Annotated in this window: 20 protein-coding genes and 2 pseudogenes; 14 read left to right on the forward strand and 8 right to left on the reverse strand. The window is 63.0% G+C overall.

What is annotated here, in order from left to right:
- Positions 1-17 precede the first annotated feature (17 nt).
- Complete coding sequence (locus tag IB262_RS32645) at positions 18-530, forward strand: TRAP transporter small permease (RefSeq protein ID WP_060607804.1); 513 nt, start codon at positions 18-20, stop codon at positions 528-530.
- Positions 527-1,969, forward strand: coding sequence for a TRAP transporter large permease (locus IB262_RS32650; RefSeq protein WP_192494350.1), 1,443 nt, complete (start codon positions 527-529; stop codon positions 1,967-1,969). The genes IB262_RS32645 and IB262_RS32650 overlap by 4 nt, the downstream gene beginning before the upstream one ends.
- A 43-nt stretch (positions 1,970-2,012) precedes the next feature.
- Here the strand turns inward: IB262_RS32650 and IB262_RS32655 are convergent, their stop codons facing one another.
- Both IB262_RS32655 and IB262_RS32660 read right to left on the reverse strand, forming a co-directional pair.
- On the reverse strand, positions 2,013-2,459 hold the full coding sequence (locus tag IB262_RS32655) for an MEKHLA domain-containing protein (protein ID WP_192494351.1): 447 nt from the start codon (positions 2,457-2,459) through the stop codon (positions 2,013-2,015).
- A gap of 32 nt (positions 2,460-2,491) precedes the next feature.
- Positions 2,492-2,944 carry a hypothetical protein gene (locus IB262_RS32660; RefSeq protein ID WP_034798155.1) on the reverse strand — a complete coding sequence of 151 codons (453 nt, stop codon included), beginning with the start codon at positions 2,942-2,944 and terminating at the stop codon, positions 2,492-2,494.
- A gap of 135 nt (positions 2,945-3,079) precedes the next feature.
- Between IB262_RS32660 and IB262_RS32665 the strand changes: the two genes are divergently transcribed.
- The 6 genes and pseudogenes from IB262_RS32665 to IB262_RS32690 all read left to right on the forward strand — a co-directional run bounded on the left by IB262_RS32665 (position 3,080) and on the right by IB262_RS32690 (position 7,596).
- Positions 3,080-3,355: a type II toxin-antitoxin system ParD family antitoxin gene (locus IB262_RS32665; protein ID WP_192494352.1), complete on the forward strand. Its 276-nt coding sequence runs from the start codon at positions 3,080-3,082 to the stop codon at positions 3,353-3,355.
- A pseudogene (locus IB262_RS36205) lies at positions 3,352-3,642 on the forward strand (type II toxin-antitoxin system RelE/ParE family toxin). Before IB262_RS32665 ends, IB262_RS36205 begins: the two are co-directional and overlap by 4 nt.
- A 165-nt stretch (positions 3,643-3,807) precedes the next feature.
- Positions 3,808-4,794, forward strand: a complete 987-nt coding sequence (gene cysP / locus IB262_RS32675) for a thiosulfate ABC transporter substrate-binding protein CysP (RefSeq protein WP_034798159.1) — start codon at positions 3,808-3,810, stop codon at positions 4,792-4,794.
- A gap of 83 nt (positions 4,795-4,877) precedes the next feature.
- Positions 4,878-5,699: a sulfate ABC transporter permease subunit CysT gene (gene cysT, locus IB262_RS32680; protein ID WP_192494353.1), complete on the forward strand. Its 822-nt coding sequence runs from the start codon at positions 4,878-4,880 to the stop codon at positions 5,697-5,699.
- Between the two features lie 2 nt (positions 5,700-5,701).
- Positions 5,702-6,580, forward strand: coding sequence for a sulfate ABC transporter permease subunit CysW (cysW, locus tag IB262_RS32685; RefSeq protein ID WP_034798161.1), 879 nt, complete (start codon positions 5,702-5,704; stop codon positions 6,578-6,580).
- Positions 6,577-7,596 carry a sulfate/molybdate ABC transporter ATP-binding protein gene (locus IB262_RS32690; protein WP_113504502.1) on the forward strand — a complete coding sequence of 340 codons (1,020 nt, stop codon included), beginning with the start codon at positions 6,577-6,579 and terminating at the stop codon, positions 7,594-7,596. The genes cysW and IB262_RS32690 overlap by 4 nt, the downstream gene beginning before the upstream one ends.
- A gap of 30 nt (positions 7,597-7,626) precedes the next feature.
- On the opposite strand, the gene IB262_RS32695 is transcribed toward IB262_RS32690, so the two are convergent.
- The 4 genes from IB262_RS32695 to IB262_RS32710 form a co-directional block, all read right to left on the reverse strand.
- Positions 7,627-7,893 (reverse strand): DUF2277 domain-containing protein, encoded by a 267-nt coding sequence (locus IB262_RS32695; RefSeq protein ID WP_090300725.1) that lies wholly within the window; start codon positions 7,891-7,893, stop codon positions 7,627-7,629.
- Positions 7,894-8,014: 121 nt separating this feature from the next.
- The gene (locus IB262_RS32700; protein ID WP_246802789.1) at positions 8,015-9,328 is read right to left on the reverse strand and encodes a DUF2778 domain-containing protein; all 1,314 of its coding nucleotides are present in this window, start codon (positions 9,326-9,328) and stop codon (positions 8,015-8,017) included.
- Positions 9,329-9,627: 299 nt separating this feature from the next.
- A complete protein-coding gene (locus IB262_RS32705; RefSeq protein WP_348646950.1) occupies positions 9,628-10,905 on the reverse strand; it encodes a HAMP domain-containing sensor histidine kinase in 1,278 nt (425 codons plus the stop codon).
- 247 nt (positions 10,906-11,152) lie between these two features.
- Positions 11,153-12,055, reverse strand: coding sequence for a LysR family transcriptional regulator (locus IB262_RS32710; RefSeq protein ID WP_192444465.1), 903 nt, complete (start codon positions 12,053-12,055; stop codon positions 11,153-11,155).
- A 116-nt stretch (positions 12,056-12,171) separates the two neighbouring features.
- Between IB262_RS32710 and IB262_RS32715 the strand changes: the two are divergent.
- From IB262_RS32715 to IB262_RS32730, 4 genes and pseudogenes are all read left to right on the forward strand, one after another.
- A pseudogene (locus IB262_RS32715) lies at positions 12,172-12,426 on the forward strand (SDR family NAD(P)-dependent oxidoreductase); the annotation flags it as partial.
- Positions 12,427-12,615: 189 nt separating this feature from the next.
- Complete coding sequence (locus tag IB262_RS32720; RefSeq protein ID WP_060530493.1) at positions 12,616-13,128, forward strand: sigma-70 family RNA polymerase sigma factor; 513 nt, start codon at positions 12,616-12,618, stop codon at positions 13,126-13,128.
- A 12-nt stretch (positions 13,129-13,140) separates the two neighbouring features.
- Complete coding sequence (locus IB262_RS32725; protein ID WP_192494356.1) at positions 13,141-14,124, forward strand: FecR domain-containing protein; 984 nt, start codon at positions 13,141-13,143, stop codon at positions 14,122-14,124.
- A gap of 125 nt (positions 14,125-14,249) precedes the next feature.
- Positions 14,250-16,943, forward strand: a complete 2,694-nt coding sequence (locus IB262_RS32730; protein WP_113189183.1) for a TonB-dependent receptor — start codon at positions 14,250-14,252, stop codon at positions 16,941-16,943.
- Between the two features lie 50 nt (positions 16,944-16,993).
- On the opposite strand, the gene IB262_RS32735 is transcribed toward IB262_RS32730, so the two are convergent.
- Positions 16,994-18,478 (reverse strand): MDR family MFS transporter, encoded by a 1,485-nt coding sequence (locus IB262_RS32735; protein WP_060520272.1) that lies wholly within the window; start codon positions 18,476-18,478, stop codon positions 16,994-16,996.
- Between the two features lie 243 nt (positions 18,479-18,721).
- Here IB262_RS32735 and IB262_RS32740 point away from each other — a divergent pair, with 243 nt between their 5' ends.
- Together IB262_RS32740 and IB262_RS32745 are read left to right on the forward strand one after the other, a co-directional pair.
- Positions 18,722-18,970 (forward strand): type II toxin-antitoxin system ParD family antitoxin, encoded by a 249-nt coding sequence (locus tag IB262_RS32740; protein ID WP_034798187.1) that lies wholly within the window; start codon positions 18,722-18,724, stop codon positions 18,968-18,970.
- A complete protein-coding gene (locus tag IB262_RS32745; RefSeq protein ID WP_192494357.1) occupies positions 18,970-19,263 on the forward strand; it encodes a type II toxin-antitoxin system RelE/ParE family toxin in 294 nt (97 codons plus the stop codon). The genes IB262_RS32740 and IB262_RS32745 overlap by 1 nt, the downstream gene beginning before the upstream one ends.
- Positions 19,264-19,334: 71 nt before the next feature.
- On the opposite strand, the gene IB262_RS32750 is transcribed toward IB262_RS32745, so the two are convergent.
- Positions 19,335-19,519 (reverse strand): aldehyde dehydrogenase family protein (locus tag IB262_RS32750; RefSeq protein ID WP_156411761.1); only part of this gene is annotated, 185 nt, incomplete at its 5' end.

A 19,519-nucleotide genomic window follows, 5' to 3' on the forward strand; every position in this document is an offset into this window, starting at 1 on the left:
AGCTCGAGGCCTCAACAATGGAAGACGTAGGATACGAGGACGCGGTGAGGGTGCCGCGCCGCAGGGAAGTCGAACGCCTCGCGGCCGGTTTGGCACTGATCGGCGGCACGCTTCTTTGCCTTGCGGCGGGATTGGTCACCGTCAGCGTGCTGGGCCGATGGCTGTTCAATCGGCCGGTGCCGGCCGACTACGAGCTGGTGGAGGTGGCGGTCGGCGTCGCCGCCTTCTCCTTTCTCGCATACACACAGGCCCGCAACGGCCATATTGCCGTCGATACCTTCACGTTGGCTCTCCCCGCACGCGTCACGCGGGTCATCGACGGCCTTTGGGACCTGCTTTTGGCCGGCTGCCTGGCGTTTTTTGCCTGGGGTCTGTTTACCGGTGGCCTGGAGGCGAGGGGATACGGGACGACGCTGATCCAGCTGCCCTGGCCGATCTGGCCAGTCTATCTGACCTGTGCGGCGCTGGCGGCGCTCGCAGCCATCATCGGAGTTTCCGTTTCCCTCTTGAAAATCGGAGGCGGCCGATGAGCGGTTTTGCCATTGCCTTCGTCGGATTCGCAGCCATGCTGCTCTTGATCGCCATCCGGATGCCGATCGCCCTTGCCATGCTTGCGGTGGGCGCTGCCGGTTATGCCTATCTCTCTGGCCCGCATGCGCTGGTCTACTATCTGCAGACCAACACCTACAGCCAGTTTGCCAGCTACACGCTTTCGGTCATACCGCTCTTCATCCTGATGGGCGCGCTTGCCGAGCAATCGGGCATCGCCGCAACGCTCTTTCGCGTCGCCGAGCGAGGCTTCGGACGGTTCAAGGGCGGAATGCCAATGGCGGTCATCGCCGCCTGCACCGGATTCGGCGCGATCTGCGGCTCGTCGGTCGCAACCACGGCGACCTTCGGGCGTGCGGCCCTGCCGGAACTGCGCCGGGCGCGCGTCGATGTCGGTCTTGGCACCGGGACGATTGCCGCCGGTGGCACGCTCGGCATCCTCATTCCCCCATCCGTCATCCTGGTGATCTATGCGATCACCGCCGAGCAGAACATCGCCAAGCTGTTTCAGGCCGCCCTGGTGCCGGGGCTGCTGGCGGCAGCCTTCTATCTGATCGCGATCGCCGTCGTCGTCCGGCGCAAACCCGATCTCGCGCCGCCGGTCACGGCGACCGAGGCGGTTCGAACCCCCCGTCCTTTCTGGGCGAGGCCCGTAGGGCTGATCATCTTTGCCGGTGGCGCGATCGGCTGGCTGCTCGGCTCGCTCGGGACGGTAGGGGGCGTATTGCTGGCGATATTCGGCCTGCTGCTGCTGGCTGCGGACTTTGCGATCGTGCCCGCGGCGGCGGTTGCCGTCACGGTGGTCGGCGGCATCTATGGCGAAGTGTTCACACCGACGGAAGGTGCCGCGGTGGGTGCCGCCGTAACGCTGCTGGTGGGGCTGCTGCAACGGACCCTGAGCCTTGGCGCCCTGAAATACGCGCTGCTGCAGACGGCTGAAACGAGCGGGATGATCTTCCTGATCCTGCTCGGCGCCGAGGTCTTTGGCGCGTTTCTGGCGCTAACGCAGATGCCGGCGACGCTGGCCTCAATGGTCGGACAGTCGGGCCTGCCGCCCTATGTCGTCATCTGCGGCATGCTCGTCACCTATTTGGTGCTCGGCGCCGTCATGGATGAACTGGCGATGATCCTGCTGACGTTGCCGGTCTTCATTCCGATCATCCTGACGCTGGACTTGGGCATGCCGACCGAGGACGTTGCCATCTGGTTCGGCATTCTCGTGCTCATCGTCGTCGGCATCGGTCTTTCCGCCCCGCCGATCGGCCTCAACGTCTTCATCATCAACAAGCTGGCGACCGACGTTCCGATCGTTGAGACCTATCGTGGCGTCATGCCCTTCGTCATTGCCGACCTCATCCGATTGGCGATCATCACGCTGTCGCCCGGCGTCGCTTTGGCACTGGTCCGGCTGTTGAATTGAGAGGAAGCAGACAGGAGCACACCCTCCGCCTTGGGCAGCGCGCTTACAAATCCTTCCAGCTGTGGAACATGGCGGCCTGGCCGGCATGTTCGCCGTTGGCGCGCACCAATTGCCAGACGATGGCGTTCTCGATCCAGAAGCGGCGTCCGGATTTGGCGATCCGAAGGCCGCGATAGTTGTCGATGAAGCCCTTGGTGGAGACACTGTCTAAAAGACGCTGCCGTTCCTCACGGTTCGGCGCCTCGGCCGAGAGGCGCGACGGCATGCCGATGAACTCCTGCCAACTGTAGCCGAAGCAGGCCTGGGCGGTTTTGTTCGCGTAGAAGAAACGCGGGTCGCCCGACCGGTCGTGCGCCAAAAGCGCAAAGGGTGCGTTCTCGTAAAGCCAGCGGCCGTCGAACGGATGGTCGACCAGCTCCTTGCCGGTCACCTTGCGGAAACTTGCAACGATCAGGGCGAAGGCGTCATCGGCATCATATTCGGTTGTCATCGCCCTTCGTCTCCATAGCGCCGGGGTGGGCGTCAGGCGTTCAAGGACGGAATGAACTTCCCGTCATAACGCACGCGGAAATTCCGGCGTTGCGCATCTTCCTGGAAGCAGACGAACACCAGCTCGAGGTCATTTGCGCTGCTGCGCCTTCCAAGCAGGCTGAGCGTGATCACGACCACGCCGCCATAGGTGCGGGTCAGGGCGATCGCTGCCCTTCGAATTTCGTTGGTGCCGGCGTCGTCCCGCTCTTCGCGGCGCTCATAGACCTGCCAGAAGGGCGAAGCTTCCCAGGCCGCGCGCAGCGCCTCGGTGATCTGGTCCTTGAACTCCTCGACGGATCTGCCCTTGCTCCACGAGACGGTCTTTTCGGTGTAGTCGGCAAAAATGTCGAGATAGCCGTCATAGTCGTTCGCATCGGAGAAACAACGCTCGATCATCCCGAGCGCCATTTCATCGGAAATTCCTGCCTTGAAGTATATCGTCATCGAATCGCCAACCCTGCCTTGAACGCCTATCTAGTCAAAGCGCTAAGGATGTATCTAGTCCCCGATTGTCATATTGCTGCGGCCGAGAGGTTCCCCGCGTAAGGCGATCGGCTCTGGTGTTAAAGATCACCATTCATGCCAGTTTTTGCCGAATGCGCTGTTCTGCCACCCATGAACACCATGAACATTTCCCTCCCGGACTCTCTCAAAAGCTTCGTCGACGAGCAGGTCGCCCGGCGAGGTTATGGTACGAGCAGCGAGTCTATCCGGGAGTTGATCCGCCGGGATCAGGACTGGCTCAATCTGCGTCGGCTATTGCTCGATGGTGCCTCTTCCGCACAAGCCGACCCGACCGACGCTGGCTACTTCGCCGATTTGCGTGACCGGGTTCGTGGTCGATCGGCCAAGTGAGCAACAAGCCGGTCATTTCGCGTCAACCGGCCAGCAGCGACGTCGAGGCGGCGATCGAGTGTTATGCAACGTAGGCTGGGGCTGACGTCGCTCACGCTTTTGGCGACGCGTTTCAGGCTGCCTATGCGTTGATTGTTGCGCGTCCGGAATCCGGTTCGTTGCGCTTTGCCTACGAACTGGCGCTCCCTCATTGGCGAAGTGTCGGTCTGAAGAGGTACCCATACCTCGTGTTCTATCGTCAACGGGCCGACCATATCGACGTGTGGCGCGTGCTGAATAAGCCCTGACTGTAAGCTATTGGTTGCCTTGGGAAAGCTGAGGCAAAAACTCCGCGAAACTGAGCGGAAACGAGACGAAATTTCTAAGGCTTGGCACAACCAGGGTCCGCGTTCCCTCGCGCTCCCACACGCCTGCCGATAGGTTCTGGGTCAGCATCAACACCGGAGAACCGCATGAAACGCCTCCTCATTCTCGGCGCCACCCTTGTCGCGCACTTTGTGACCCCTGCGCTGGCACAGGAGCCGACGAAGCTTCTCAACGCCTCCTACGACGTTTCCCGCGAGCTCTTCGTTGCCGAGAACGAGGCCTTCATCAAGCAGCATCCGGGCGTGACCATCGACCAGTCGCATGCCGGCACGTCGAAGCAGGCCCGCTCGATCCTCGAAGGCCTGGAAGCCGACGTCGTCACCTTCAACCAGACCACCGATATCGAGTTCCTGGCCAAGAACGGCTTTGTCTCCAAGGATTGGGCGAAGGCGTTCCCGAACAATGCCTCGCCTTTCTATTCCTTCCCGTCCTTCCTGGTGCGCAAGGGCAACCCGAAGAACATCAAGGACTGGTCCGATCTCGCCCGTGACGATGTTCACGCTGTCTTCCCCAATCCGAAAACGTCGGGCAATGCGCGCTACACCTATCTGGCGGCCTATGCCTGGGCCAAGGAGGCCTATGAAGGCGACGAGGCGAAGATCGAAGCCTACATTACCAAGATCTTCGACAACGTTCCGGTGTTCGACACCGGCGGCCGCGCCTCGACGACCACCTTCGTCGAGCGCGAAACCGGCGACGTCCTGATCACCTTCGAGGCAGAGACCCGCAGCATCGCCAAGCAGTATGGCGCCGACAAGGTCGAGGCCGTCATCCCGTCGGTCAGCCTGCTCGCCGAGTTCCCGGTCGCGGTCGTCGACAAGGTCGCCGAGAAGCACGGCACTCAGGCGCTCGCCAAGACCTATCTCGATTTCCTCTATACCGAGGAAGGCCAGCGCATCGCCGCCGAGTTCGGCCACCGCGTCCGCAACGAAAAGGTTGCCGGCGAATTCAAGGCGCAGTTCCCCGACATTCGCCTCGTCAATGTCGATGACGTCTTTGGCGGCTGGAGCAAGATCCAGGCAGAGCACTTCGCCTCGGGCGGCGTTCTGGACAAGCTCTACGGCAGCCGCTGATCGCTCTTTAAACTCGCATTCAGTCAGCCCGGCAGACGAACCGTCTGCCGGGTTTCACCATGACATGACAAGGAAGTGAACGCTTGAGACGCAATGTCCTGCCCGGGTTACGCCTGTCGCTGGGGATGACGCTGCTCTATGTGAGCCTGATCGTCGTTCTGCCGCTGGCAGCCCTCGTGTTCAAGGCCGCAAGCCTCGGCCCTCTCGACTACTGGCAGATCGTCTCGTCGCCGCGGGCACTCGCAAGCTATCGCGTCACCGTGACGGCCGCCCTTGGCGCGACGCTCTTCAATCTCTTCTTCGGCCTGGCGCTCGCCTGGGTGCTGGTGCGCTACCGCTTTCCGGGGCGCCGCATCGTCGATGCCATGGTCGACCTGCCTTTTGCCTTGCCGACGGCCGTTGCCGGCATTTCGCTGACCGCACTTTTCACGACCAACGGCGTGTTTGGCTCAATCCTCGAAGACTACGGCATCAAGGTTGCCTATACGCCTATCGGCATCATGATCGCCATGTGCTTCACCTCGCTGCCCTTCATCGTGCGCACGGTGCAACCGGTACTGGAGGATCTCGATCCGGCGCTGGAGGAGGCAGCCCAGTCGCTTGGCGGCTCGGACCTCGCCATCTTCCGCAAGGTCATTCTGCCGCTACTGACACCGGCGCTTCTCGCCGGCGTCTCTTTGTCCTTCGCCCGCTCGCTCGGCGAATTCGGCGCGATCATCTTCATCGCCGGCAACCAGCCGATGTCGACCGAGATCACCGCGCTGCTGATCTTCATCCGGCTTGAGGAATACGACTATCAGGCAGCGGCGGCGATCGCGTCGGTCCTGCTGCTCACGGCCTTCCTCATGCTCGCGGTAACCAACTGGCTGCAGGCGCGGGCGCTGCGCTACACGCGGAGGTCTTGACCATGAGTTTCAAAAAGACCGTACGCACGCTGCCGCGGGTCGGTGACGGCCCCGTGTTCCGCCGCGCCCTTATCGGTATCGTGCTGATCATCGGCGCATTCCTCATTCTCGCGCCGCTGCTGATCATCGGTGTCGAAGCCTTTGCCAAAGGCTGGCAGGTCTATCGCGACACGATCCTGCATCCCGACACGCGCCATGCGATCATGCTGACCGTGCTTGCGGCGCTGATCGCCGTACCCATCAACACCGCCTTCGGCGTGGCCGCCGCCTGGGCGATCACCAAATTCGATTTCCGCGGCAAGGGCTTCCTGCTGGTGGTGATCGAGATCCCGTTCTCGGTTTCACCGATCGTCGCGGGTGTTGCCTATCTCTTCGTCTACGGGCTGCAGGGCCTGTTTGGTCCGACACTTGATGCCTATGGCATCAAGATCCTGTTTGCCATTCCAGGCATCGTGCTCGCCTCGATGTTCGTCACCGCGCCGTTTGTCGCCCGGGAGCTCATTCCGCTGATGCAGGCCCAGGGGCGCGATCTCGAAGAGGCGGCCGTTTCCCTCGGCGCTTCCGGCTTCCGCACCTTCTTCTCGGTGACCTTGCCCAACATCAAGTGGGCGCTGCTCTACGGCGTCGTCCTTTGTAATGCGCGCGTGATGGGCGAGTTCGGCGCGGTTTCGGTCGTGTCGGGCAACATCCGTGGCCAGACCAACACCCTGCCGCTCCATATCGAGCTGCTCTATCACGATTATCAGGCGGCGGGCGCTTTTGCGTCGGCGTCCATTCTGGCGCTTATCGCCGTCTTCACCATCATCGCCAAGGTCGCTCTGGAGCGCCAAGGGGCGGGCCGCGTCCGCCCAGTTGCCAATTCCGCGGAGAATGCATCATGAAGATCCGCCTTGACCACGTCGTCAAGACTTTCCAAACCTTCCGTGCCGTCAAGGACGTCTCCCTGGAGATCGAAAGCGGCGAGCTCGTCGCGCTGCTTGGGCCCTCCGGTTCTGGCAAGACGACGATATTGCGCATGGTTGCCGGCCTCGAATTCGCCGATGGCGGTCACATCTATTTCGGCGACCAGGATGCGACCGACATCCCGGTGCGCGATCGCGGCGTCGGCTTCGTGTTCCAGCACTACGCGCTTTTCCCGCATATGACCGTGGCGCAGAACATCGCCTTCGGCATGGAGGTCTCGAAGGTCAAGCGCGACAAGGCGGCCATCCATGCGCGGGTCGCTGAACTGTTGCGCCTGGTTCGCCTCGAAGGGCTCGGCGAACGGTTTCCGGCGCAGATCTCCGGCGGTCAGCGCCAGCGCGTCGCACTTGCCCGCGCGCTTGCCGTCGATCCAAAGGTGCTGCTGCTGGACGAGCCTTTCGGCGCGCTTGATGCCAATGTCCGGCGTGAGCTGCGGCGCTGGCTGCGCGAAATCCATAGTGAGCTCGGCATCACCACGCTCTTCGTCACGCACGACCAGGAAGAGGCGCTCGATCTCGCCGACCGCGTGGTGATCCTGAAGGATGGCCATATCGTTCAACAGGGCACGCCGGAGGAGGTCTGCCGCGAGCCGAAATCGGCCTTCGTCATGAAGTTCCTCGGCGATGCCAACATGCTTCCCGCCGAGGTGCGCGATGGTCGGGCCTATGCCGATGGCGCGGTCATCGATGCCGCAGGGATTGCCGACGGCAAGGCCGAGCTTTACGCCCGGCCGGTCGATCTCGACTGGGCGGCGGGAGGCCCGGGTATCGCGGCCAATATCAGCCGGGTGATGGATCGCCCTGGCGGCCGCCGGGTGGTCGCGACGACCGAGCGTGGCGTGCCGCTGGAGTTGGACCTGGAGCCGGAGCGTATCGTGAGGGCCGGCGACACCGGTTACGTGACGCTGCGGCGGGCAACGGTATTTGCGATTTAGGCTGAGCGCGCGGCCAGCCTCTTGCCGCCGTCAGGCGAAGCGGAGGGCGGACCGAGCGCGCGCCTTGGCTGCTTCTTCTTCCCGGTTGCGTGGGGGCTGTGACGTCTCGAGCGCATCGAGCAGTTCTTGCGCGCATGCCGCAATCGAATTGACCGCGTGCTCGAACGCCGCTTCGTTCCGCTTGGACGGCTTGTTCGTTCCGCTTAACTTGCGCACGAACTGCAGCGCAGCGTCATGGATCTCGGCGTTCGTCGCCGGCGGCTCGAAATTGAACAGGGGTTTGATGTTTCGGCACATGACGGGCTCCCGGTCCTCTTCGTTCTCGCTCCTGTCGAGGGCCGGATCTTAGTGCCCGTTCCTCGTCAGCGAAAGACCTTTACCGTCCGCTGCCTGCATTCCGACCGTTGGCCGGCTCCGCTCAGGAGTTCCGGCCGTTCTGTGCCAGGCGCATGCCGGCCGCGCGTCCGCCGCTCGGCACCACGACGATCTGCTTGACCTTGCCCTGCTTGAAGGCGGTCAGGAAACGCGGATAGTCGGCGAAGGCGACGCAGCCATGGGATTCCGCGCGCTTGCCGCGCAGCAGGTAGCTATGCGTCAGGAAACCGTCGCGGCCGTGCTTGTTCCTTCCGTCGACCGGCAGCATGCGGATCGCCTCGACCCCGTGGAAACGCGTTTCGCGCATCCTGAGGTTATAGGTGTGCGGCGGGGTCGGTCCGGTCATTTTGACGTCGACGTAGCGCGGGTTGTCGGCCATCTTGCCGATACCGGAATGGGCCTCGAGCACGCTGCCGTCAGGCATATAGACCTTGGCAGCGGTGATGTCGTAGACGGCGACGCCGTTGCCGGCCTTCGCTCCGCCGCCAAACATGTTACGCAACGCCTGTCCGAAACCGGTGCCGGCACTGTTCTCGGTCGGATCTTCCGGCCGTGCATAGGCAAGTTTCTGCTTCTTCGGCGCTTCGTCTGCGTCTGCCTTGGCTGTCTCTTCTTCCTTTTTCACCGCTGCGTCTTCCGCCTGCTTGGTCGCAGGTTTTTCGTCTTCGGCGGGCGGCTTTTCCGCTTGCGCGGTGCGGGGGCGGAATTGCGGCATGGGACCGACCGAGGGCGTGTCCTCATGGCTCGGCAGGGCGGCCGTGTCTTCAGCCTGGTCCTGGTCCGGTTGTTCCGCGAGATCGTCCTCGGACGGCGCCGTCAACAGAGCCGAAAAGGCGCTGCCTTCCACGTGGCTCTGGGAGGGGGTGGCGTAGGCGAGCTGGACCGGGTTCTTGGCAATGGCAACAGACGCCACCGGCGCGAAGCGTTCTGGCGCCGGGAGCTTTACCGTTGCGATCTGGTGGTGAACCTGGGTAGCGGGAACGGGGTTGCTCGCGACTTTCTCGGACGAGAGAACAGCCTTTTTCACCGCGGCTGCAATCCGGGCGCTCTTACCGATCGTTTCCGCATCTATCGGGAACAGGGCATCGTGCCCGAACCTCGCCTCGCTGGGAGCGAGGCTTGCGACCATGACGGGCTGCGCCGCGGCGGCGGCCACGAGCCGCGTCGCCTGGTTGGTTCTGGCGTGCTTGTCCCAGGCGCGCTCTTTGGTCGTCTCGGCCAAATGCAGCTGCGGCTTCGGCAGCAGGCGGCCGGAACCATGCGCGTAGGAACTGCCGATCGCGGCCATGCCGACAAGCGACCACGCAGCCGCGCCGACGAGGGCGGTGCCGCAGCAAGTGATCAGCAATGGGCGCAACAGACGGTGCAAAGACTGTGGGCGAATGATCTTACTCAACAACGCAAATCAAGCCAGAAAATCTCACAAAGGCTCTCAGCCCGGCGAGCGAACGCCGCTGCACGATTTCTGGATTGTCCCCTTCTTGACGACTGATGGACAAAAGATGGAGAAGTATGGTTAAATTTTGCTTTCCAACCGCCGAAATAGATCCTGGATCGATTTTTTTCCGCCGAAAAGGCCCATTTCGGCCGCTTTCCGGGCGACTAGTACTCGGACTACGCTCACACTTGCCTGTTGGGGGTACTACGGATTGCAGCTCAGATGCGTCCGTTCTCAAAGGCCAGCCGGAAGCAGGCACCGCCGCTCTGTGAGGTGAGGATGCTCACGCGGCCTTTGTGTCGCTGCGCGATCTGCAGAACGAGATTGAGGCCGAGACCAGCGCCACGTTCGCGCGGCTTGAGGCGGTAAAAAGCCTCGAAGACGCGCTCGCGTTCCCCCTCCGGGATGCCCGGGCCGTCGTCGCTGACTTCGATCACGCCGTCCGGTGCGACCCGTACGACGATCACGCCCTGGTTTCCGGCATGCTCGATCGCGTTCTGGACGAGATTGGTAACCGCCCGTTCAAGCGAGACTGCGTCGCCCTGTATCAGCGACTGCTCGGTGTTTTGTTCAAACGACAGGTCGTAGCCTTCGTCGATGGCGAGCGGAGCAAGGTCGGCAACGACGTTGCGGCAGAGCGCGACGAGGTCCACGGCGGTGAAGGGCCTGGCGTCGGCTTCCAGCCGTTGCAGATCGAGCAACTGCTCGGCAAGCGCTGAAATCCTCTCGCAGTCGGAGATCAACCGGTCGCGCTCCGGCCCTGAGGCGAGCAAGTCGAGCCGCGCCTGAAGAATGGCCACAGGCGTCCGCAGCTCATGGGCGGCGTCGAGAATGAAGCGCTGATGTTGGCCATAGGATTGATCGAGCCGGTGAAGGGCGCTGTTGATGCCGCGCACGAGCGGGCGGACCTCGCTCGGAACCGCCGTTTCGGCCAGCCGGTGGCTCCGGTGCGTAATGTTGATCTCATCCGTTTCGCGGGCGAGATCGGAGATGCCCCGGATCGCCCGGTTGACGATGCGGGGCACCGCGAAGATCGTGACGAGCGCGAGCAGCACCAGCATCGGCGCGACGAACAGGCGTGAGAACGAGAGGATGAGCGACGGTTGGCTCAGAAGCGTTCCCTGTCCGAATACGGTGAAGCTGCCTTCCTCGTTTGTCATGCGCCGGATGACGGCGAGATAGTTCGATGGCGGGCCGTCGTCGCGGATGTCCGAATAGGTCATTCGGTCGAGGGCCACGGTCATGCCGCGGTAGATGTCCGGTACGTCGCCGGACTGAACGATCTCGCCCCCGTCGCTGCGCGCGATGAACCAGAAATGCGGTTGCTCGCGACGAACGCGTGCCAGTTCCGCGGTGTCAGCGAGTTCGAGCTTGCCGCTGGCACTCCGCTTGATCGCGCGGAACGCCGTCTCGACCGGGGCGGGACTGACGAGCGCGCCGCCTTCGTCAGCGACGACGAGTAGCGTGACGAAGGATAGGCCGAACGCAAGAAGCACCGCCAGCTGCAGAACCAGCAAGTGTGCAATGAGACGTTGCTTGAGAGACCGTGGCCAGAGCTTCCACACTATCCGCACCATGTTGTTGGACCGGCAACGCCGTTCGGCTGACGCTTTTATTGAGGCGGCATAGACCGATGTCAGTAAAACCTTGCCGAGACGATTGTAAACGCGAGGTTGCACGGACATTACGCGGAAAGGCGGGGGGGTAGCGAGCAGGCCCGACGATCGCTTGCGCTGTTCCGGCTCAAGGCGTTGACTTGTCCCAGACCCTGGCGAAATCGACGAATGCCCTGAGCGCCGCCGGCATCTGGCGTCGGCTCGGATAATAGAGATAGAAGCCACCATAATAGGGGCACCAGTCTTCAAGGACGCGGACCAGCTTGCCCTCGTCGATGAGCGCGCGCACCTGGTCCTCGAAGGCAAAGCCGATCCCCGCGCCGAGAAGGGCCGCGTCGACCATCATGTCCTGGTCATCGACGATCAGGGCACCGGTCACCTCGACCTGAACTTCGACACCGCCGCGCTCGAACTCCCAGGCATAGAGCCTTCCGCTGCCGAAGCGCAGTCCGATGCAGGACAGCGCCTTCAGATGCTCGGGAGCGGTCGGCCTTGCGTGGCGCTCGAAGAAGGAAGGTGTTGCCACGATCGCGGTACGCTGGCGCGGACCGATCGGGACGGCGATCATGTCCTGCGCGACGATCTCGCCAAAGCGAACACCCGCATCGAAACCCTCCGACACCATGTCGACAAGGTCGTTATCGACGACGATCTCGATGTTGACCTTCGGATGACTTTCGAGAAACCGCGCAACGATTGGCAGGAGAACCATTTTTGCCGAAGCGCGCGCCGTGTTGAGCCTCAACCGTCCGATCGGCGCTCCCCGGAAATTGTTGAGATCGTCAAGGGCGTCCTCGATGTCGCGGAAGGCGGGCGCCACGCGAGCGAGCAGAAGTTCTCCCGCCTCGGTCAGCGCAACGCTGCGGGTGGTCCGGTTGAAGAGCCTAAGGTCCAGGCGCTCCTCAAGCGCCTTCAAGGCGTGGCTGAGTGCGGACGGCGTGCAGCCGATCTCGTCGGCGGCACGGCGGAAGCTCTGGTGGCGGGCGAGCGCAAGGAAAGGCGACAGGTCGGACGGCGATATGGTTCGCATTGATGAATGCTATTCAACAACTCAACAAGAATCCAGTCGATTATCTCAGCAGACGTCTCGCAGTACAACCTTCCCAGCCGCCGACGATGGAGCGGCGAAACAAACCGGAGGTTCACATGCATACGTGGTTCATCACTGGCGCATCCCGTGGATTTGGTGCTCTTATCGTTGAAAAGGCCCTGGCGAAGGGTGATCAGGTGGTCGCGACGGCGCGCAATCCCAGGGCGATCGCGGACCGCTTCGGGGATCATCCCAATCTCCTGGCCGTCGCGCTCGACGTCACTGACGAGGCCCAGGCGCATCAGGCTGTGGGCCAGGCGATCGCGCGCTTCGGGCGCATCGACATCCTGGTCAACAACGCCGGCTACGGTCGGTGCCGGCGATCCAATCCCCGCGTTTTCGCGCAAAGGCGCTTGTCGGGCTCTAAAACATGAGTATAAGAGACAAGTATTAGCGTGCCGCATCGGACGAGCCGCAGGTTTTCCCGCGAAGTTTGCATCATGCCTGAAGAAATCCACCCCCAAGACCGCCGTGGCGCGCTTCGCTAGGAAGGGTGGCTGATGGCAAGCTCTCTCAATCACTGGCTCGGTCTGCTCTTCAGACGTCACCACAAGGAGGTGGTGCGCTATGCATCGCGCCTGATCGGCAATCGGGATGACGGTGAGGAAGTTGTGCAGAACGCCTATCTGCGCATGGTGAGGGTAGACCGCCGCAGCGTCGAGCACCCGCGTTCCTACCTGTTCAGGGCAGCGCGAAATGCGGCGATCGACTTTCGCATCAAGCTCGAGCGGGAGTGGTCGCGCCGGGTCGAATTGGACCAGGCAGACCGTCTGTCATCGTCGGACGATTTTGCGTTGCGGCTGGAATTTCGCGACAAGGTCGCAGCCCTTTCCGTTCTCTTGAACGAGTTGCCCGTGGCCTGCCGAACGGCCTTCATCATGAACAAGGTCGAGGGCCTTTCGCACCGCGAAATAGCCGAAACGCTGGGTATCTCGGTCAGCATGGTCGAAAAGCACATGCTGCGTGCCCTGAGCCATTGCCGCGACGTGCGGCGCGAGCTGGACCATGTCTGACAAGGGGCGGCGATGAAACCGGCATCAGCGACAACGCAATGTCCCGCAAGGGACATCTCCGACGCGGCGCTCGCCTGGGTCGTCCGGCTGCATTCCGGCGAGGCGACCAGCGAGGACCAACGCGCCTATCATGCGTGGCGCGGACAAAGTGCCGAGCACGAGGCGGCGGCGGTCGAAGCGGAAGCCTTGTGGGACGATGCGGCACATCTGCGCCGCGATCGCCAAACCGGTCTCGTCTATCCCGGCCGCGACACCGCACTCCTTTCGCGCCGCCGTCTTCTGACCGGCGCGTTCGGCATCGCTGTTCTGGGAGGCGGGCTTGCCGCTTCGCGCCCCTGGCTGCGCATCCTCGGCTCCGACTATGCGACCACCACGGCAGAGACGCGTTCGATCGACCTGCCCGACGGGTCACGGGTGGTCCTCAACGCGCGCACTGCGATGGACGTGGATTTCGACGAACGGGCGCGCCGGGTGGTTCTGAAGGAAGGTCAGGCATTCTTCGACGTGGCGGCGGACGCACGACCCTTTCAGGTTGCCTCAGGTGAAACCATCGTCAAGGCCCTTGGAACCGCCTTCGACGTGGACGCCAATGCCGCCGATGGTTCGCTCGGCATTGCTGTCACCCGCCATTCCGTTCGCGTATCGCCAATGGCAGGCGGGGACCTCATGGGCGTTACGATCGCCGAGGGAGAGCGCGTGTCGGTCGGGGGTGACGGCGCCATCGGTAACCCTGTCGTGCAGGATCCGGCAATCGCACTCGCATGGCAGTCCGGCATGTATGTCGCCGAAAACCGCAGGCTCGGCGACGTCGTCGCTGCCCTTAGCCGCTATCACGGCGGCTGGATCGTCTTCAGCCACGACCGCTTGAAGTCGACATTGGTCAGCGCGGTGCTGGATCTCAGAACCCCTGACGCCTCGCTTTCAGCACTTGCGTCCGGCCTGCCGATCCGGGTCACGCGCATGACGCGCTTCGTGACATTGATCTCGGCGGTCTAGCCGGTTTCATTTTTTTTCGAACATCGTTGCGGGTTTTTGGGTGACGCCTCGTCTCGGCTTTTGAGGGGTGTGTCCTGCCAGCAGGAAGAACGATCCCTCGCTCAAAGCATGGGAATAGGGATCAGATGTCCAGACAAACGGGGCGAAACAAACTTCTTGGCGCGGTCGTGGTCGCAACCACGGCGGTCGGTTCACTTCAAACGGCAATGCCGGCTCTGGCACAACAGGAACGGTCTGCCCGTTCCGGCGCCACCACCTTCGACATACCGGCGCAGTCCCTGACCGCGGCGCTTACGGCATTTGCGCGGCAGTCGGGGCTAAGACTTGCCTATTCGGCATCGCTGACCCAGGGGAAATCCGCGCCTGCCGTCAGCGGACCGATCCCCCCGGCAGAGGCGCTCTCCCAGCTTTTGTCCGGCAGCGGCCTCTCCTATAGCCTGAACGGCGGGACCGTCACGATCACCGAGCGCGTTTCCGGTGCGCACGCGGTCGGTGCGGCCAACGGCGAGACGATGCTTGCGCCGATCGTCGCCGGCGGCGGCATCATCAATCCGGTGGATGCGCCCTATGAAACGGCAGCGCCGACCGCCTACATCTCGCAAGAAAATATCGACCGCTTCCGCGGCTCGAGCCCGGCCGACATTTTCCGCGGCACGCCGGGCGTGCTTTCCGGCGAAGCGCGCAACGGCGCCGGCGCCGTCGACGTCAACATCCGCGGCATGCAGGGTATGGGCCGCGTTGCCGTCACCGTCGACGGAGCCAGCAATTCGGCCACGGTCTATCAGGGCTATCAGGGCATCTCCAACCGGACCTTCGTCGATCCGGATTTCCTGGGGGGCGTCGATATCACCAAGGGATCGGACGTCGCATCGAGCGGTATCTCCGGCACGGTGGCGATGCGCACGCTCGACGCCGGCGACATCGTGAAGGAGGGGCACACATTCGGCCTTCGGGTCAAAGGCGGCTTTGGCACCAACACATCCAAGCCGCCGCCGGCCGGCACCACGGCGGGCTATGCCTGGCCGGGGGGCACCTGGGCGCCTCCGGTCGCAACGGCAAAAAGCGACGGAATGGACCGCCCCTCGTTCTTCGATCCGACCAGCGGCTCGGGCAGCATCGTCGGTGCGATGCAGGAAGAAAACGTCGACCTCCTTGCCGGTTACGCCTATCGCCGGCAGGGCAACTATCACGCGGGCACCAACGGACCCTCGGCAGTACCGGTGAGTATGGGGCCGCGACCCTTCTGCTATGAGAGCGGCGTATGCCTGCCGCCCGCCCGGGGCTGGAAAGACTATATCGACAATATTGGCATCGCCAACTACCGCGCCGGCGAGGAGGTGCTGAACACCCAGCTCCAGACAAAGTCCTATCTCGCCAAGGGCACAGTTCGCTTCGAGAACGGTCACAGCCTGCAGTTCGGCTACAATGGTTTTCGCAGCGAGGCCGGCGACCTCCTGGCGTCGCGCCTGACCTCGGATCGGGTTCAGGCGATGCAGCAGGGCCAGACGGCGGGAACGAAGGTCGATGCCGGCACGCTTCGATACGGCTGGAAGCCTGACGACAACGACCTCATCGATCTCAAGGCCAATCTCTGGGCCACGCGGCTGGAGCTGCGCAATCCCCGGCGGAGCGGCGTGCTCTATCCGCAGCCCGGAGATTTCGGCCTGCCGGCCGATTTCCGCACCGGCTCCGACACCTTCATGTGGGGCGCCGATGTCGCAAACACGTCGGTCTTGTCGACCGACTACGGCGCGCTCGACCTGACCTACGGCCTGTCGTTCCTGAGCGAGGATACGCGACCGAGCAAGTTCACACCGGAACTGGAGACCTGGCTCGACCTTCGCGATGGCACGCGGCAGGAGGCGGCGGCCTTCACCAAGGCTGCCTGGAAAGCCACCGATTGGCTGACGATCAATGGTGGTCTGCGCTACCAGCACTACTGGACCGAGGATCGAAATGCCCCCGAACAGGCCCGACCGGGCTACACCTACGACACAGCCCTCAGCGACGGCGGCTTCAGCCCCTCGGTGGGCGTGACGTTGGAGCCTTTCGACGGCACTCAATTTTATGTGAACTACTCGAACGCACTGCGCTCGCCGAGCATCTTCGAGGGCGTTTCGGCCTTCACCATGAACGTCAATTCCAACCTGCGGCCGGAACGGTCGAGCAATTGGGAGGTGGGCACCAACCTGAGGCGCGAAGGCGTATTTTCGGCCGACGACCAGGCGATGATGAAGCTCGGCTTCTTCGACTGGAATGTCGACAACTACATCTCGCGCGAATGGTATACTGATCCGCGCGGGATCTCCGGCATGCGCATTCACAACATTGCCGGCGCGCACTTCCAGGGCATAGAACTGTCCGGTCGTTATGAACGCGGCGGCTTTACCGCCGAGCTCGCCGCCAACTACTACACCGACGTCGAGTTTTGCCGAACAGCGACCACTTGCGGACACAAGTCGCTCTATGCCGACTACGCCACCAACCAGGTGCCGCCGGAATACACGGTCGCGCTGACGCTGTCGCAGACATTCCTCGACGACGCCTTGACGGTTGGCGGGCGGATTTCTCGTACAGGATCGCGCGCGATCGGTCATGGCGACGTGACCGCGCAGGGCGCTTCCCAGTTCATCTCGCTGATCGACTGGAAGCCCTATACGCTGGTGGACGCGTTCGCCGAGTACCGGATCAACGAGACCCTGACGGCGAGCTTCCGCATCGAGAACCTGACCGACGCCTATTATGTCGATCCCTTGAGCCTGGTGCAGCAGCCCGGCCCGGGACGTACCTTCTACGCGTCGCTGAAGGCGGAGTTCTGAGCCCGCGAACCGCATGCCGTTCATGACCGCGCCGGCGCCGGCGCGGCCAGCTATTCGACGACTGCGGCGACGGGATTTTCGTCGCGGCCTCGCAGTGGTTTTTCCGGCATGAGATGAAAGAAGATGAGCGCCGCCGCCATCGCTGCGGCGCTCGCGATGAAGATATAGGTGAAGGGCACGGCCGAGGTAACCGTCGTGCCGAGCGGTTCCACCCCTTCGCCAGCAAGCGGCAGTCCGTTGCCAAGAGCGATCGCGCCGAATGCCGCGACGCCGAGGGCGCCACCGAGCGATCGCAGGAACGTCAGAACACCGGTTGCGACGCCAAGATGCGCCTGGTCGACGGCGTTCTGGACCGAAATCGTCGCCACCGGAAAGGTCATGCCCGAGCCGAAACCGGCGGCGAATGTCAGCATTTCGAGGACGACGAGCGAGGTCCGACCGGCGAGAGCAGCAAGGGCCGCCAGGCAAAGCAAGGCCAGCGCGCCGCCGACCAGCGCCATCCTCTTATAGTGAACGATGCGCGGTATCGTCCGCCCGCTGGTCGTCGCTCCACAGACGGTCCCAAGCAGCAGGCCGAGCATCACCACGCCCGAACTGCTGGCCGACAGGCCATGGAACGTTTGCGCATAGACGGGGATATAGACCGAGAGCCCGACATTGGCGCCCTGCGCCAGAAACATCGCGAGCGTTCCGTAGCGTACGATGGGATTGGCAAGCACTTCCAGCGAGATCAGCGGTTCGCTCGCCCTGCGCAGCCGCAAGGCAAAGGCGAACCAGAGCACGACGGAAGCGCCAAGCAAGCCGAGTATGACGGCGGAAAGCCATGGATAGCGGCTGCCGCCCCAGTTGAGCGCAAGCAGCAATAGCGAAGTCGCAGCGACGAGCAATAGAGCTCCGGCCCCGTCGATACGATGCGCGCGGGCGACGGTCGGCAGCTTCCTCAGCGGCTTGTTGATGATCGCCATCGCCACCAGCCCCAGCGGGATATTGATCCAGAAGATCAGCGACCAGTGCAGATGCTCGGCGAAGGTGCCGCCGAGCAGCGGCCCGGCGATGCTCGCGACCGCCCAGGTTCCCGATATCCAGGCGGCGTAACGCGCCCGTTCCTTGGGCGGTACGAGATCGCCGATGACGGTCTGCGCCAGCGCAAACAGGCCGCCGCCACCAAGACCCTGCACCGCACGGCCTACGATCAGTGTCAGCATGTTGGGCGCCAGCGCGCTTATCAGCGATCCCGCAAGGAAAATGATGATGGCCGCAAAGATCGTCGGCCGCCGTCCGTAGATATCCGAGATCTTGCCGTAAAGCGGCGCCATGGCCGTCGCGGTCAGGAGGTAGCCGGTCACGACCCAGGGCAGGTAGTCGCTATGTCCCAGCGCCTTGCCGATGGTCGGCATCGCCGGCGCCACGATCGTCTGGTCGAGCGCGGCCAGAAGCATGGAGAGAAGAACGCCGCCGATGATGACGTTCTTTTCCGGCTCGGAAAGGGCGGACCCCGTTGCTGCCATTGCATTTCGATGAAGCGTCTCAGTCATTCTTGCGGCCTGATTGCAATCCGACGTTTAGTAGTGCCGACGGCATTCAGAAAGGCTGGCATGCCGATAGTCAACCGCCTTGGCGATCAGACCGGACCGGCGCCTCCGATGCACCGCACGATGGTCTGCACGAGCGTAGCAGGATGCGGGGCTGTGCGGGGCGAAAACCGGCAGCCTGGGCTTGCTGATTTGACAAACTTTGCCAAAGTATGCCATGCTTGCCCGCAGGAAATGGAGACCGACATGGCGACGATGAACGTATCCTTGCCCGACCCGATGAAGGATTGGGTGGAAGCGCAAACGCGCACGGGCCGTTATGCCAACGCCAGCGATTATGTGCGCGACCTCATCCGCAGGGATCAGGAGCGAAATGACAAGGTTGCGGTGATGCAACGCTTTGTCGACGACGGTCTGAAAAGCGGCGTCGGGTCCCGCTCCAAGGACGAGCTCTTTTCCGCGGCGCTTACGCGCGCTGAAGTGCCGCGCGGATAATGGCGTTTCGGCTTTCCGTCGCGGCAGAAGAAGACATCATCGCGATCGCCGCAGATGGGGTGCGCCTTTTCGGCTCCGCCCAGGCGCGGCGATATCACGATGAACTCTTCGCCGTATTCGCCTTGATTGCCGCCAACCCGCGCATGGCGCGCGAACGCACGGAGCTGTCGCCGCCGATGCGCATCCATCCGTTCAAGGCGCATCTGGTCGTCTACCGGGTCGAGGCGGACGGCGAAATCCTCGTCGTTCGCGTCCGTCATGGGCATGAGGACTGGATCAGCAACGCATTTTAAGCAGGGGACGGCGCCATCGGGCGCCGTCCCCTGTTGCTTCTCGGTCGCGAGGCAGTTGCCTGCGGCCGGTGTCAGACGCTCTTTCGCGTGACGAAGCGTGTTTCCAGATAGGCCTCGATCGCTTCGGAACCGCCCTCGGTGCCGTAGCCGGAATCCTTGATGCCGCCGAAGGGGACTTCGGGGAGCGCCAGGCCCAGATGGTTGATCGAAATCATTCCGCTTTCGACCTCGCTTGCCAGGCGGTGGGCGCTGCGCT

The sequence above is a fragment of the Ensifer sp. ENS02 genome (genome assembly GCF_014851885.1).
GTDB classification, from domain to species: domain Bacteria; phylum Pseudomonadota; class Alphaproteobacteria; order Rhizobiales; family Rhizobiaceae; genus Ensifer; species Ensifer adhaerens.